The sequence below is a fragment of the Ensifer sp. M14 genome (assembly GCF_003355565.1).
GTDB lineage: Bacteria > Pseudomonadota > Alphaproteobacteria > Rhizobiales > Rhizobiaceae > Ensifer.
Genome location: NZ_QJNR01000004.1, coordinates 1,688,450 through 1,702,287, shown reverse-complemented (window position 1 = coordinate 1,702,287; position 13,838 = coordinate 1,688,450). Strand labels below are relative to the sequence as shown.

Genomic DNA, 13,838 nt, shown 5'->3' with positions numbered 1-13,838 from the left:
TTTGCTACAGGGTTCCGCTTGCTGCAGGCAAAGCTACGACGTCGGCCGCCCGCACGGCAAGGGGGACAATCTCGCCGTCGCGAACATCCGAGGATTGCGGCAGGTGCGCCACCAGCGCGTCGCCATCAGTCGCGCAAGGCCGGAGGTGGCAGCGGTAGTGCGTGCCGAAGAAGGCGCTGCCGGCAACCCGTGCATCACCCAAGGCGAACATCGGATCGTCCGATTTTTCGGTGCCGCGAAAATGCTCCGGCCGGATGCTGAGCGTGATCGCGTCGCCGGCCTTCGGCACGGCAGCGGTGAAATTGGCCGCGGGAAGCGCCAGGTTGCCGAGCGAGGTCTCGACCTGCGCCGACAATGCGTCGGCGGCCCGCACGCGGCCGGGAACGAAATTGACCTCACCCATAAAGCCCGCCGAAAACAGCGAGCGCGGCCGCATGTAGATCTGCGACGGCGGGCCGAAATCCTCGATCCGGCCCTGGTTCATGACGACGATGCGGTCGGCGATCGCCATCGCCTCCTCCTGATCGTGGGTCACGTGCACGAAGGTGGTGCCGACGCGCTTCTGGATCGCCTTCAGCTCGTCCTGCATCTGGCGGCGCAACTTCAGGTCCAGTGCACCAAGCGGTTCGTCGAGCAAAAGCACTTCAGGATCGACAGCAAGGGCACGGGCAAGCGCCACGCGCTGACGCTGGCCGCCGGAAAGCTCGTGCGGCCGCTTTCCGGCCGACGCCTTGAGACCGACGAGATCGAGAAAGCCGAGTGCCTTCTCATCCCGCTCCGCCTTGCCGAGGCCGCGCATCCGGAGCCCGAAGCCGACATTGTCGACGAGGCGCATATGCGGGAACAACGCGTAGTCCTGGAACATCGTTGTCGTCGGGCGTTTGGCCGGCGTCACGAAGGTCATGTCGCGATCGCCGATGACGACGCGGCCGGAGCTTGGCGACAGGAAGCCGCCGAGAATGGAGAGAAGCGTGGTCTTGCCGCAGCCCGAGGGACCGAGCAGCACGATGAACTCCCCTGCCCGGATATCGAGCGAAACCTTGTCCAGCGCCGTGAAGTGGCCGAAGGTCTTGCTGACGTTTTCGATCGAGACGGGAGCGGTCATTGTTTCTTCGTCCTTCCGAACAGGGAAAACTCGAGGATCAGCAGCAGCGCCACCGAAGCGAGGAAGACCAGCGAACCGATGGCATTGGTCTTGGGGTTTAGGCCGGAGCGCAGCATGCTCCAGATCTCGACAGGCAAGGTCACGTCGAAGCGCGACAGCAGGAAGGCGATGATGAACTCGTCCCAGCTGAAGGTCACCGACAGGAAGAAGGCAGCCAGGATCGACGGCATCAGCATCGGTGCCGTCACCAGCGCCATCACCTTGAAATCATTGGCGCCGAGATCGCGTGCCGCCCGCTCGATGTTGATCTGGTGATCGCCCATCGAGGCGTAGATGATGGCAAAGCAGAGCGGCAGGTTGATCACCACGTGACCGATACCAACAGTCAGAAGCGACAGAGGCATGTGCAAAGCATTGAGCAGCGCCAAGAGCCCGAGCGCAATGATGAGATAGCTGACAGTCATCGGCGCGATCAGCAGGCCCCGTTGCAGGGCCGAGCCCGGCAGCTTGTAACGAGCCAGCGAATAGGCGGCGAGAAAGCCGAGCACGCAGGAGACCACCGACGAGGAGATGGCGACCAGCATCGAATTGCCGAGTGCTGCCATCAGCTTGCGATCAACGAAGACGGCCTCGTACCATTGCGTGGAAAAGCCGTTGAACGGCGGCACCGGCAGACGTCCGTCCTGGAAGGAGAAGAGCACCAGCACCGCGACCGGAAGGAAGATGAAGGCGTAGACGAGAGCGAGGTACGCCCAGGACACGCCGCCGATGAGAATTCTGCGCAGCATCATGCCCTCTCGATCTTCAGCCAACGGGCACAAAGCACATAGGCGACGGTGACGGCCAGCATGAGAATGATTGACAACGCTGCTGCCATCGGGAAATCGGCGCGCCGGCCAAGCTGCAGCATGATGATCTGCGGAAGCACCAGCTCGTTGTTGCCGCCGAGGATCTGCGGCGTCACGTAGTCGCCAATGCACAGCACGAAGGTCAGGAACGCGCCGGTCATGATCCCCGGCAAGGTCAGCGGCAGCACCACATGCCAGAAGGTCTGGAAGGCGTTGGCACCAAGATCGGCGGCCGCACGACGATAATTCGGCGAGAGCTGGATCAGGTTGGAATAGATGGTCAGCGTCAACAGCATGACGAAGAAATGCACGAAGCCGATCACCGTTGCCGTCCGCGTGCTGGCGATCTCCAGCGGTTCGCCGATCAGCCCGATGCCGGTCAGCATCTGGTTGATGACACCGTTTTTCGACAGCACCAGGAGCCAGGAGTAGGAGCGCACGACATAGGAGGTCCAGAACGGCAGGATCGCCAGGATCAGCGCCATGCGCTGAAACCGCTTCGGCACCCTTTCGGCGATGATCCAGGCAAGCGGATAGGCAAGCAGCACCGAAAGCACCGTGACGATGACGGTGATTTCGAGCGAATTGACCAGGCCCTGCAACAGGGCGTTCTCGGCGAAGAAGCGCGTGTAGTTGTCGAGGTTCCAGACGCGGGCGATCTCCCGCCCCTCGCGCTTCCAGAGACTCATCGCGGCCATGAACAGGAAGGGCAGGACGAAGAAGGCGAGCGTCCACAAAAGCGCTGGCGCTGCAAAGCCCCAAGCCTTTCGGCGGTCGGCATCTTCCAGGGTTGTCGCAGTCATGAAGGCTCCAGATTTGCGCGCCGCGACAAGCTGCTGGTCGCAGTCCTCCGTCCCACGGACAGGTGGGGCGGCGATCAGGCTGACAGATCGGCGAACGCCACCCGCGTTCGCCATGCACCGGTTGTTACTGCTGCAGCATTTCAGTCCAGGCATCCTGGAACTGCTGATCGAGCTCGGTCGACGGGATCGGGTAGAGCTGCGTCTTCTTCAGGTATTCGGCCTGCTCGTTGAAGCGCAGCGCCGCCTTCTGCGGGTCGGTCAGATGCTCGCCCGCCTTGCTGTTTGCCGGCATCGCCCAGTAGCAGGAAGATGTGGCAAGCCGCGCCTGACCCTCGGGGCTGACGATATACTGCACGAATTTCAGCGCCAGATCCTGCTTGGTCGAATCCTTCATAACACCGATCGACTGCGCCCAGCGCACCGCGCCCTGCTCCGGGATCGTCCAGTCGAGGTTCGGCTTGTCGGCCGAAAGCACGGCGGTGATCCATTCGCCACCGCCAACCAGAATATCGACTTCGCCGGTTGCCAATGCCGTCTGCGAAGACACAACGTCGCTGACCTGCTTCGACATCGCGCGCATTTCCGCCAGCTTCTCCTTGAGAGCCGGCATGTCGGCCTCGGAAAGCTCAGCGGTCTTCTTGCCAAGGCCAAGCCCGGCAAGGCCGATCATCGGAAGGTAGTAATCATAGAGCGCGATGCGCCCCTTGTACTTGTCGGAGAAGACAACCGACAGATCCTGCATGTCCTTCGGATCGACCTTGGACTTGTCGTAGGAGACGGTGTTGTAGCCGAATTTTTCCGTGACGGCGTAGGTCTTGCCGTCCTTGGTGTTGTTGGCTTCCATCCTGACTTCGGGGAAGATATCGGCCGTCGGCAGCGCGTCGGCCGGCATTTCGGCGAGCAGGTCGAGATCGATGGCACGGTGGACGTCGACACCATCGATGACGAGCACGTCCCAGTCGCCCGGGCGGGATTGATCGAGGATCGAAAGCGCCGCCCCGGTGCCCTCATAGACCTTGAGGTTGACCTTGACGTCGTTGGCTTTCTCAAACGGTTCGACTAGGGCCGGATCCGTGTGGTCGCACCACACAAGAGCATTGAGTTCTTCGGTGGCAAAGGCCGGCGCCGGAACCGAGACGAACGAGGCGGCAACGATCGCGCTTCCGGCGACCGAGGAGAAAAACCGGCGCAGGTGCGCGCCGTCACGAAGTGACTGCATAATGCTGTTGCCCTCTTGTTTTGACGCTCGTTTCGGCGTCTTCAAAAAAAGATTGAATGAATTCATTTTTTAAGTCAATCTCAATTTTGAGGACATTCATAATTCAGGAAAATGCACATGACAGGGCTGCGCGCACGGCAGAAAGCCGACCGGAACAGACGTATCCTGGACGCCGCTGCCTTGTTGTTTCGCGAGGTCGGCTACGACAGCGCCCGCATCGAGGATATCGCCGAGCGGGCCGAAGTGTCGGTCGGCACCTTCTACAATTATTACGAGAACAAGGGTGACATCCTGGTCGCGACCGTCTCCATGGAAGTCGAGGAAGTGCTCGCCGCCGGACGCACCATCGTCGACAATCCGCCCTCCTCCGTCGAAGGCGCGCTAGAAGCCCTGATCGGGCAATACTATGATCATTCGCTCGTCTATCTCAGCAAGGAGATGTGGCGCACGGCAATGGCGATCTCGATCCAGCAGCCGGAGAGCCCTTTCAGCAAGCGCTACACCGAACTCGACAGGAGGCTTTGCGATCAGGTCTCGACGCTCATTCACAAGCTGCAGGTCAAAGGCCTCGTCGCTCCCGGCACAGACGTTCGCGCGGTCGGCGAGATGCTGTTCAACAATCTCAATCTGATGTTCATCGAGTTCGCCAAGCACGAAGCCATGCCGCTCGATGAGCTCAAGGCCCGCGTCAGCAGACAGAACCGGCCGCTCGCAACGTTGATCGCGGCGCCCTGATCCAACCCAGACAATGAAGAGAGTATTGATGCAAGACTTGGAACAGTCGGTGCTTGCCGCCGCCGATCGGCTCGTCGAGGCCTTTGCCCGCCATGATGCGGACGCCTATTTCTCAGCCTTCGCGCCGAACGCGACGTTCATCTTCCACAATCTCGACAGGCCCTTGCGCAGCCGCGCGGAGTATGAGGCCGAATGGGCGTTGTGGGAGACCCGCGACAGCTTCCGTGTCCGGGACTGCCAATCCAGCGACCGGCATGTGCAAGTGATGGGCAACGTTGCCGTCTTCACGCACGGCGTTCAGACCGAACTTGAAATCGGCGGCGAGGCGATGACGTCGCAGGAAAGAGAAACGATCGTGTTTGAACGGGACGGAACCGGAGCCTGGTTGGCGGTGCACGAGCATCTGTCGCGCGCCAGCTAGCGGTGCAGACGTTTGACTAGAGAGCGCCGATGACCACGGCGGAGATGAAACAGAACGCAGCCACGAAGGCGATTGCGTGCGGGAAAAGTGTGATCGGCGAGCGGCGCTGTGGAGCCGCCGCGTAAAACGCGTATCGGGACTGGATCGTCGGCTTCGCAGCGTTCATCGCGTCTCTCCGTCGTTCAGGTCGGAAACAGGACCATCAATAGTCATGTTCTCCGATATTCTCGATTGAGTTTATAGATATTATTTTCTCCGTTCCACCCCGAAAGTGAAAAATTGTCCGCCGACGTCCGCTTCAGTGCCGATCGCGGTCGCGCTCCTGCACATGTCTGGACCAACTTTCGCTGAACCATGGCGTCAGTAACGACACATTGGCTTCGCGATGGGAGCGCGTAAGTCCGCCGTCGGCCTCAACACAGGTCCACACCGTAAAGGCCGTCAATTCGTGTTTGCCGAAGGTCTGGATCAGCGGAATGTCGGCGGCATCGCGGCCACGGGCAACGGCGATGCGCCCTGCCCGGCGCACGTTGTTCTTGGCGTCGAACGTATACCAGCGGTCACCGAGAAAGACCTCGAACCAGGCATTGAAATCCATCGGCGCCATCCTGGCCTCGGTTTCGAGGTCGGCCATATAACCGTTGACGTAACGCGCCGGCATGTTCATGCAACGGCAGAGCGCGATGGCAAGATGCGCAAAGTCACGGCTGACGCCGAGCCGATCCTCATGCGCTTCGAGCGCGCTGCGCATCGCCTGGGCGTAGCCGTAGCTGAAGACCAGGCGCTCATGCACATAATCGCAGATTGCCTGCACGCGCGACCAGCCTGGCGCCGCATCCCCGAAAAGCCTCCAGGCAAGCGCGCCCAGCCGATCGGTCTCGCAATAGCGGCTGGCGGCGAGATAGGGCAGCGTGTTCGGCGGGAGCTTTTCGACGGGAACGGCCTGCGCCAGCGGATCGGAAGGGTCTGGCCGACCATCGTCCTCGATGACGGCATCATAGGTGAGCATGAAATCGCCTTCCGGAGCGATCATGCGCAGGCAGGCGTTCTTGTGCGGGTCGACAACCTCCTCCATCTTGACGATCGGCGAGGTCACAGGCCCGCGCTCGCGCCTGATATCGGATCGCCTTTCGGCAACGACGGAAAGGTAAGTCATCATCGGCGTCGGCTGGGGGCAACGGATGCCGATCTCATAGCCAAAGCGTACAAACATCTCCAACCTCCCTCGTTCGGCAGGAATGTTTCGCGCCCCCCTTTGTTCCCTCAGGATCGGGACAAATCCGTGCTGCATACGCACACAAGAAAACGCTGAAACAAGACGGGTCGCAGGCTCGACAAAGTTCGAAATATCGATGGCCCAGGCTGACGGGGAGCCCGGCCAACCCCTTTCCTCCGCCGACACAAGCCCGGGTCGAGCCTGCCCATTCCGATGACAATTCTAGGCCCGAACGCCCCAGGCGACAACCGCATTCACCTGTGCCACCCAGCCGAAGTCCGGCAGGCCGGGCTCGACAATTGCTGCCGGCAGGAAAGTCTAAACCGGCACATGACATCTGGCGAAACTCGCCTATATTGGCGCGAAAGCGGCAGAAATGCCGACAAATCAAATGTTTGGAACCGTTGATGACCGCCCCTTTGTTCCCGAAGGCAGATACGAGACCGCCCGGAAAATTTGCGACCAGCAAAATGTACGCTCTCTTCCAAACGTTCGACTGGTCCGCAACGGCGCTCGGAGCGGCCGACAACTGGCCCGCGGCACTGACGATGACCCTGAGAATGATGTTCTCGTCGCCGGTCGCAATGGCGGTCCTTGCCGGTCGAGACGGCGTGATGATCTACAACGACGCCTATATCGAGATCGCCGGCAAGCGCCACCCCGACTGCTTCGGTCAATCGGTGTTGACGACATGGCCGGAGGTCGCGGCATTCAACCGGCAGATCATCGCCGATGTCTTTGCCGGTGAAACCGCTTCCTTCGAGGATGCGCCGCTGACGCTCTATCGCAACGGTGCTGCCGAAGATGTCTGGCTCGATCTGGACTACAGCCCTGTTGTCGATGACGATGGCAGCACGATCGCGGTGCTCGCCATTCTCGCGGAAACGACGAAGCGGGTGAAAGCGGAAAAAGCCCTTCGCGACAATCAGGAGCGCCTGTCACTGGCGCTCAGCGCTTCCGGCGTCGTCGGCATCTGGGACTGGCGTGTCGAGGAAGACCGGGTCTACGCCGACGAAAGTTTCTCCGATCTGTTCCATGTGTCGCGGGACATCGCCCGTGACGGCGCGCCCATATCGGCCTATCTCGCCTCCATCCATCCGGACGACGTCGAGGGCCTTGAAGCGGCGATGACGCGGGCCATCAAAACCGGCGAAAGCTTCACGTCGGAATACCGGATCATCCAGCCGGAAGGCGGCGTGCGCTGGGTGCTTGCCGAAGGCCGGCCGGCGCTTGACGAGCGTGGCATTTGCGTCCGCTTCCCCGGCATTGCCGTCGATATTACCGAGCATAAGGAAGCGACCGAGGCGCATGCCCGATCCGAGGCAGCCTTTCGGACGCTCGCAAACGCCATGCCGCAAATGGTCTGGTCGACCCAACCCGACGGCTATCACGATTACTACAACGCCCGTTGGTACGAGTTTACCGGCGTGCCGGAAAATTCGACCGACGGCGAAGGCTGGAACGGCATGTTCCATGAGGAAGACCGGGAGCGCGCCTGGGCGAGCTGGCGCCATTCTCTGGAAACCGGCGCCCCCTACCAGATCGAGTATCGGCTGCGCCATCACAGCGGCGTCTACCGCTGGGTACTCGGGCGGGCCCTTGCGATCCGTGACAATCGCGGCCGGATAACCCGCTGGTACGGCACCTGCACCGATATTCACGACACCAAGATGGCCGCCGCCGAGCGGGAGGTGGTCGCCCACGAACTCAGCCACCGCATCAAGAACATCTTTTCCGTGCTCAGCAGCATCATCAGCCTTTCCGCGCGCTCGAACCCGGATGCCCAGCCCTTTGCGCTTGAGTTGCGCAAGCGCATCGAGGCGATGGGCCGGGCGCATGATTTCGTGCGCCCGCACAGCCAGGCATCGCGGCCTGTGCCTGTAGAACAGTCGATCTTCGGGCTGGTCGAGGAACTGCTGGTTCCCTACGGCAACGCTGAAGAACGCATCAGCGTCAGCGGCGAGGACATCCAGCTTGGCGACAGCGCCGCCACGCCGCTAGCACTTCTGCTGCACGAGCTGGCGACGAACGCGGCAAAGTATGGCGCGCTTTCTGGCGATGCGGGTAAGCTCGCAATCAGCGGCCGGCAGCATGAAACCGACTATATCCTGGAATGGCGCGAGCATGGCGGAACGGGCGCTATCGGCGAACCCGATCAGGAAGGCTTTGGATCGCGGCTGATGAGAATCAGTGTCGAGGGTCAGCTCGGCGGCAAGCTCGTCAGGCGCTGGGAGCCGGATGGCGTGCACGTAACGGTGACCATGCCGCGCGCAGCGGTAACGCGAACGAACCGTCTTTCGGGACAGTAGGACTGAAACGCCGTGAGAAAGGCAGTGCGAAGGCGCTGCCTTTGACTGCCCTTGTCGTGGGGCCGCTCATGACCGCGGCGCGCTCAGGCGAAAAGCGTCAAACGCGCTGGCGGCTCGGCGTCAAGCGTGCGGCGGCGCGCGACGGCATAACTGACGGCCTGCTTCATCTCATGATCGGCAACGGGCTTGCTGATGACGCCGACGGTTCCGGGCACGCCGTCCCCGAGTTGCGCCGGATTGGCTGTCATGTAGAGGACGGTGATGCCGTGTTCGGCGGCAAGCATCCGCCCGATGTCCTTGCCGGTCGGCCCATCCCTGAGGTTGAGATCGACAAGTGCGACTTCCGCCATCGGAGCAAGGCTGATCGCGGTTGCCTGATCGGCAGCGATGCCCACCGGACGATGCCCGAGTTCCGAGACCACGTATTCGATTTCGGTCGCAACGAGAAATTCGTCTTCGACAATCAGTACTCTGCAAGCCATGTCAACTTTCCAACGCTTCACTTCGCGGCATTGGCGGAACCGTCTCCCAAGGTTTCCGGCTTATGCCTGTTAAACTTCAACGGTACAACGCACCATTGTCCAGCAGGGTTCCCCCTGTTTTCAATCGCGACGTTCCGTTCTGCACAAGAAGGGAAGCCCGAGTGACACACGTGCGTATTCGGGCGACAGGAAACGACGCCTGCCGCCATTTTGTTCCGGCCAAATGAAGAAAATCTGAAAGCGCCACTTTACCAGCCGACGGCGTCCTTTAACGAATACCACCAGGAGCCGATCGTCGAATACTGCGCGCGGAACATTCGTCCGCCCGGGAACGGATACCAGGGCAGTTTCTCGAACATGTCGAAGCGTGTCGCGTCGCCGTCGATCGCCTCGGCGAGCGTGCGCCCGAAAAGATGGGATCCGGTCACGCCGTGGCCGCTATAACCGTGGGCGAAATAGGTGTTGGTCCCGATGCGGCCCATCTGCGGCACGCGGGTAAAAGACAGCGCGAAATTGCCGCTCCAGGCATAATCGATCTTCACGCCTTTAAGCCTCGGGAAGACCTTCTCCAGATTGGGCTTGAGCTTGGCCACGACATCGGCCGGGTCGGTACCGCCATAGACGGTGCCGCCGCCGAAGATCATGCGCTTGTCGGCGGAAAGTCTGAAATAATCGAGGATGTAGCGCACGTCCTCGACGCACATGTCGCTCGGGATCAGCGAATGGGCAAGTTCCTCGCCGAGCGGCGCCGTGGTGATCATCTGGGTTGAGACCGGCATGACGCGCGACACGAGCTTCGGCACGGCATCACCGAGATAGGCGTTGCCGCAGAGAACGACTGTTCGCGCCGACACTTCGCCATCGGCGGTATAGACCGTGGGCTTGGCCGCCTCATGATCGACACGCGTGACCGGCGACTGCTCGTAGATCGTGCCACCAAGGCTTTCGAGCGCCCGCGCTTCGCCAAGCACCAGATTGAGCGGATGCATGTGCCCGCCCGTCGTATCCAGCATGCCGCCGCAATAGGCGTCGGACGTCACCAGCTTGCTGAGCGCGTCGCGGTCGAGAAGTTGGTGGTCGTCCATGCCGTATTTGCGCCAGAGCGCCTGCTTGGCTTCCAGTTCCTTCATGTGCGCGGGCGTATAGGCCGCATAGATATTGCCCGGCTTCAGGTCGCAGTCGATCTGATACTGGCTGACGAGCCGGCGGATGATCTTGCCGCCCTCCTGGACCAGCCCGCCGACGAAGCGGGCCGCATCTTCGCCGTAGCGGCGCTGGATGGTGGCAAGGCTGGCATTGAGGCCGTTGACGACCTGGCCGCCGTTGCGCCCTGACGCGCCCCAGCCGACCTGCGCGCCCTCGACGACAACGACCTTGTAGCCTTTCTCCGCCAGGTGGATGGCCGTCGACAGGCCGGAATAGCCGGCGCCAACGACGCAGATATCTGTCTCGACGCGACCTTTGAGCGAAACCGGCGTGCGGGTGATGTTGCGGGAGGCGGCGTAATAGCTCGTGGGATAGCTGCCGTCACCGGCATAGGATTTTTGGTTTCTCGTCATCATACGATTTCCAGGTAGGCGCTGAATTCATAGTCCGTGACCTGCTCGGCAAAACCGGCGATCTCCTGCCTCTTGCAGGCGATCAGCATCGAGCGAAGTGTCGGATCGAAGATCTCGGCAGCAATCGGCCCTGCCTCGAAGGCATCGACCGCCTGCCCCCAATCAGAGGGAATTTTCGGCAGTTTCTCCGCCGCATAGGCCCGGCCCGTCACCGGCGCCGAGGGTTTCCATTTGTTGCGGATGCCGACGAGTGCAGCACCCAGGATGGCGGCGATGACGAGATAGGGATTGGCATCGGCACCGGCGACACGATGCTCGATGCGGCGCGCTGCCGGATTGCCGCCGGGAATGCGGATCGCTGAAGTCCGGTTCTCATAGCCCCAGCAAACAGCCGTCGGCGCATGTGTGTCCGGCCGCAGACGGCGGTAGGAATTGAAATGCGGCGCAAACAGCAGTGTCGTTTCCGGCATGCCGCGCAGCAACCCAGCGACCGCGTTCTTCAGGACCGCCGACCCTTCGTCGCTGCCATCGTTGAAGACGTTGTTGCCATCAGCGTCGAGCAGACTGAAATGGATGTGCATGCCGTTGCCCGAGCGGGTGCCGTAGGGTTTGGCCATGAAGGTCGCCGCCAGTCCGTGCTTGCGGGCGACGCCCTTGACGATGCGCTTGAAGAAGATCGCGTCGTCGGCCGCCTTTAGGGGGTCGTCGGTGTGCAGTAGGTTGATCTCGAACTGGCCGATTCCGTTTTCGGCGATCGCTGCATCCGCCGGCACGTTCTGGCGGGCGCACTCCTTGTAGACGTCGGAGAAGAACTCGCCGAAATCGTCGAGCTCGTCGATCGACAGGATCGCGTCGGAATCGAGCCGCTTGCCGGTATAGGGCGAGATCGGCGGTACTGCGCTGTCGGGCTCCGGGTCGATCAGATAAAATTCCATTTCGGTCGCGACGACAGGACGCAGGCCCAGCTCTTCATATTCGCGTACGATCGCCGCCAGCGCCTGGCGCGGATCGGCCAGAAACGGCTTGCCGTCTTCGAGCAGCAGCCACAGCGGCACCAGCGCGCTCGGCCGCGAGGTCCAGTTGACCGGCAGCGCGCCGCGCCCGGTGACGGCGCAGATGCCATCCCGGTCACCGCTCGCAAACACCTGCTCGCTGTTGATGATGTCCTCGCCCCATACGTCGACACCGACGATCGACAGGGGCATGCGGATGCCGCCGCCAAGCACCTTGGAAGCCTGCTCCACCGGCACCCGCTTGCCGCGCATGATGCCATTCAGGTCGCAGACCACCGCCTGGATGCTTTCGATAGGGCCGTTCTGCTCCAGCCAGGCCTTGAAGGCGCTCGGGTCTTCCGCGTCGAGGGACATATCGCAAATCTCTTTTTGTGATCACATTTTCGCAAAGTTGACATAATTCAGAAGTTGGAGTCAACCTCGACCGATGCTATCAGCCCGCGACCCTTCCCCGTGCGGCAAAGGAGCCCGCTGATTTGAAGACCCCATCGCTGCCTCTTCTCGACCGACCGGAAGGCATGACCACCCATGACTATGCCTTTGCCAGACTTCGCCAGGCGATCATGGTCGGCAGCTTCCGCCCCGGCACCTCGGTGACGATCCGGGGACTTGCCGAAGCGCTGGAAAGCAGCCCGACGCCGGTGCGCGAGGCGCTGCGGCAGCTGACCTCCATCGGCGCGCTGCAGGTCCTCGAAAACCGACGCATCGTCGTGCCGCGCATCACGCCAGCCCGTTTCGAGGAACTGATATCGCTGCGCATCGCTCTCGAAAGCCATGCCGCCCGCCGCGCCGTCGCCCATCTCACCGAACGCCAGATCGAACGAATCTCGGCGATCGACGACAGCATCGAGGACGAAATCCGCCGCGGCGACCAAGCCGCCGCGCTGATCGCCAACCAGGCTTTCCACCGGACGATCTATACTGCCAATCCCGACCAGATCGTCATGCCACTGATCGAAAGCGTCTGGTTGCAACTCGGCCCGATCCTCGGCATTGCCATGGAGCATGTGAGCGAACTTTATGTCGTCGACCGCCATCGCGAGGCGATCGACGCCCTGCGCCGCCGCGACGAGGACACCGTTGCCGCCGCCATCGCAGCCGACATTCGCGAAGGCATCGGCGGCTTCGACCAGCAGGCCATCGCACGCCTCTTGAAGCTTGCAGCCTGACGGCAAAGAAGGCTTGGATCGGTGAAATTTTAGTGTAGCTAAAATTTTCGTTGACAAGGCGCGAACGCCGCCCCAAAGTCCAGAAAATACAAGCACATCACCCTGAAATCCCTAGCGATTTCCGGGCATGGATGGCGCGCCCGCGCAGGAGATCCTCCCCGAAAAGAGGACGTGGGATGAGAGGGGATTTCGCAGTGGATTCGCAGTCTCGGCCAGGCAATCCCGTATCGGAGCTTCCGCCGCTCGGCGATCGCCTGCGCGAGCGGCGCAAGGCTTTGAAGCTGACGCTCAAGGACGTCGCGGATCAGGCGGATTTTTCCGTTGGCTTCATCTCGCAAATCGAGCGCGGTATCACGGTACCGTCGCTGACCTCGCTCGTTGCGGTCTGCCGCGTGCTGAAGGTCGAGGTCGGCACGTTCCTCAATTCCCCCAAAGTCGCAACGCCCTTTACCCGTCATGACCAGCGCCGCGCCTATGCACTCGCCGGATCGCCCGACAACAACATAGCCTACGAGCGCCTGTCCGCTTCCTTTCCGGGCAGCGTCCTGCGCAGTACCGTGGTGCACACGCCGCCCGGTCACCGCAGCGAGGCGATGACCCATGAGGGCGAGGAGATATTCTTCATCCTTCAGGGCGCCCTGACAATCGAGATCGATGGCGAGGAGACGATACTGGAAACGGGCGATTCCGCGCATTTCCTCTCAGGGCTGACCCACCTCACCTGGAACCATACCAGTGAGGCGACATTGATCTTGCACACCTGCACGATGGACGTCTTCGGCGACACACAAGCAACTGAAACGCCGGAAGGCGCCTTTGCGGTAACGCGCGCCGACGATCGGCGCAGTGCCGCCGCAAGCCCGGACAAGGGCACCGGATAGTCCCGCCCGATCCGGCCGCGCAAGCGCTTCGGCGACTGCGCTCCTCAGTTCCCTAGCCTTTCGTCCGGGCGCCTTAGC

14 protein-coding genes are annotated in these 13,838 nt (G+C 61.7%); 5 read left to right on the top strand and 9 right to left on the bottom strand.

The window, feature by feature from the left end:
• Positions 1–4 precede the first annotated feature (4 nt).
• The 4 genes from BLJAPNOD_RS08075 to BLJAPNOD_RS08060 all read right to left on the bottom strand — a co-directional run bounded on the left by BLJAPNOD_RS08075 (position 5) and on the right by BLJAPNOD_RS08060 (position 3,975).
• Entirely contained in the window at positions 5–1,105 is a 1,101-nt protein-coding gene (locus BLJAPNOD_RS08075; protein WP_115419447.1) for an ABC transporter ATP-binding protein, read from the bottom strand.
• A complete protein-coding gene (locus tag BLJAPNOD_RS08070; RefSeq protein WP_077503449.1) occupies positions 1,102–1,893 on the bottom strand; it encodes an ABC transporter permease in 792 nt (263 codons plus the stop codon). Before BLJAPNOD_RS08070 ends, BLJAPNOD_RS08075 begins: the two co-directional genes overlap by 4 nt.
• The gene (locus BLJAPNOD_RS08065; RefSeq protein WP_115421189.1) at positions 1,893–2,756 is read right to left on the bottom strand and encodes an ABC transporter permease; all 864 of its coding nucleotides are present in this window, start codon (positions 2,754–2,756) and stop codon (positions 1,893–1,895) included. Before BLJAPNOD_RS08065 ends, BLJAPNOD_RS08070 begins: the two co-directional genes overlap by 1 nt.
• 124 nt (positions 2,757–2,880) lie before the next feature.
• On the bottom strand, positions 2,881–3,975 hold the full coding sequence (locus tag BLJAPNOD_RS08060) for an extracellular solute-binding protein (RefSeq protein ID WP_115421188.1): 1,095 nt from the start codon (positions 3,973–3,975) through the stop codon (positions 2,881–2,883).
• A 117-nt stretch (positions 3,976–4,092) separates the two neighbouring features.
• Between BLJAPNOD_RS08060 and BLJAPNOD_RS08055 the strand changes: the two genes are divergently transcribed.
• The gene (locus BLJAPNOD_RS08055; RefSeq protein ID WP_115419446.1) at positions 4,093–4,710 is read left to right on the top strand and encodes a TetR/AcrR family transcriptional regulator; all 618 of its coding nucleotides are present in this window, start codon (positions 4,093–4,095) and stop codon (positions 4,708–4,710) included.
• A 28-nt stretch (positions 4,711–4,738) separates the two neighbouring features.
• Entirely contained in the window at positions 4,739–5,131 is a 393-nt protein-coding gene (locus BLJAPNOD_RS08050; protein WP_077503225.1) for a nuclear transport factor 2 family protein, read from the top strand.
• A 16-nt stretch (positions 5,132–5,147) separates the two neighbouring features.
• Here the strand turns inward: BLJAPNOD_RS08050 and BLJAPNOD_RS35585 are convergent, their stop codons facing one another.
• Positions 5,148–5,297: a hypothetical protein gene (locus BLJAPNOD_RS35585; protein WP_171986873.1), complete on the bottom strand. Its 150-nt coding sequence runs from the start codon at positions 5,295–5,297 to the stop codon at positions 5,148–5,150.
• A 132-nt stretch (positions 5,298–5,429) separates the two neighbouring features.
• A complete protein-coding gene (locus tag BLJAPNOD_RS08045; RefSeq protein ID WP_115419445.1) occupies positions 5,430–6,344 on the bottom strand; it encodes a transglutaminase family protein in 915 nt (304 codons plus the stop codon).
• A gap of 473 nt (positions 6,345–6,817) precedes the next feature.
• On the opposite strand from BLJAPNOD_RS08045, the gene BLJAPNOD_RS08040 reads away from it, so the two are divergent.
• On the top strand, positions 6,818–8,656 hold the full coding sequence (locus BLJAPNOD_RS08040; RefSeq protein WP_158556105.1) for a PAS domain-containing protein: 1,839 nt from the start codon (positions 6,818–6,820) through the stop codon (positions 8,654–8,656).
• 83 nt (positions 8,657–8,739) lie between these two features.
• Here BLJAPNOD_RS08040 and BLJAPNOD_RS08035 read toward each other — a convergent pair whose 3' ends face one another.
• The 3 genes from BLJAPNOD_RS08035 to BLJAPNOD_RS08025 form a co-directional block, all read right to left on the bottom strand.
• Positions 8,740–9,159 (bottom strand): response regulator, encoded by a 420-nt coding sequence (locus BLJAPNOD_RS08035; RefSeq protein WP_256372310.1) that lies wholly within the window; start codon positions 9,157–9,159, stop codon positions 8,740–8,742.
• A 227-nt stretch (positions 9,160–9,386) separates the two neighbouring features.
• Positions 9,387–10,700 (bottom strand): FAD-binding oxidoreductase, encoded by a 1,314-nt coding sequence (locus tag BLJAPNOD_RS08030; protein ID WP_115419442.1) that lies wholly within the window; start codon positions 10,698–10,700, stop codon positions 9,387–9,389.
• Positions 10,697–12,064 (bottom strand): glutamine synthetase family protein, encoded by a 1,368-nt coding sequence (locus tag BLJAPNOD_RS08025; RefSeq protein ID WP_115419441.1) that lies wholly within the window; start codon positions 12,062–12,064, stop codon positions 10,697–10,699. Before BLJAPNOD_RS08025 ends, BLJAPNOD_RS08030 begins: the two co-directional genes overlap by 4 nt.
• 122 nt (positions 12,065–12,186) lie before the next feature.
• On the opposite strand from BLJAPNOD_RS08025, the gene BLJAPNOD_RS08020 reads away from it, so the two are divergent.
• Both BLJAPNOD_RS08020 and BLJAPNOD_RS08015 read left to right on the top strand, forming a co-directional pair.
• On the top strand, positions 12,187–12,879 hold the full coding sequence (locus BLJAPNOD_RS08020) for a GntR family transcriptional regulator (protein WP_115419440.1): 693 nt from the start codon (positions 12,187–12,189) through the stop codon (positions 12,877–12,879).
• A 194-nt stretch (positions 12,880–13,073) separates the two neighbouring features.
• Positions 13,074–13,760, top strand: coding sequence for an XRE family transcriptional regulator (locus tag BLJAPNOD_RS08015; protein WP_199565913.1), 687 nt, complete (start codon positions 13,074–13,076; stop codon positions 13,758–13,760).
• Positions 13,761–13,838 lie beyond the last annotated feature (78 nt).

What these genes read in the sequence shown, in the direction of transcription:
- BLJAPNOD_RS08070 (WP_077503449.1), bottom strand. Translation starts at nt 1,893, where the DNA reads ATGCTGCGCAGAATTCTCATCGGCGGCGTGTCCTGGGCGTACCTCGCT.
- BLJAPNOD_RS08030 (WP_115419442.1), bottom strand. Translation starts at nt 10,700, where the DNA reads ATGATGACGAGAAACCAAAAATCCTATGCCGGTGACGGCAGCTATCCC.
- BLJAPNOD_RS08055 (WP_115419446.1), top strand. Translation starts at nt 4,093, where the DNA reads ATGACAGGGCTGCGCGCACGGCAGAAAGCCGACCGGAACAGACGTATC.
- BLJAPNOD_RS08060 (WP_115421188.1), bottom strand. Translation starts at nt 3,975, where the DNA reads ATGCAGTCACTTCGTGACGGCGCGCACCTGCGCCGGTTTTTCTCCTCG.
- BLJAPNOD_RS08040 (WP_158556105.1), top strand. Translation starts at nt 6,818, where the DNA reads ATGTACGCTCTCTTCCAAACGTTCGACTGGTCCGCAACGGCGCTCGGA.
- BLJAPNOD_RS35585 (WP_171986873.1), bottom strand. Translation starts at nt 5,297, where the DNA reads ATGAACGCTGCGAAGCCGACGATCCAGTCCCGATACGCGTTTTACGCG.
- BLJAPNOD_RS08065 (WP_115421189.1), bottom strand. Translation starts at nt 2,756, where the DNA reads ATGACTGCGACAACCCTGGAAGATGCCGACCGCCGAAAGGCTTGGGGC.
- BLJAPNOD_RS08025 (WP_115419441.1), bottom strand. Translation starts at nt 12,064, where the DNA reads ATGTCCCTCGACGCGGAAGACCCGAGCGCCTTCAAGGCCTGGCTGGAG.
- BLJAPNOD_RS08075 (WP_115419447.1), bottom strand. Translation starts at nt 1,105, where the DNA reads ATGACCGCTCCCGTCTCGATCGAAAACGTCAGCAAGACCTTCGGCCAC.
- BLJAPNOD_RS08045 (WP_115419445.1), bottom strand. Translation starts at nt 6,344, where the DNA reads ATGTTTGTACGCTTTGGCTATGAGATCGGCATCCGTTGCCCCCAGCCG.
- BLJAPNOD_RS08050 (WP_077503225.1), top strand. Translation starts at nt 4,739, where the DNA reads ATGCAAGACTTGGAACAGTCGGTGCTTGCCGCCGCCGATCGGCTCGTC.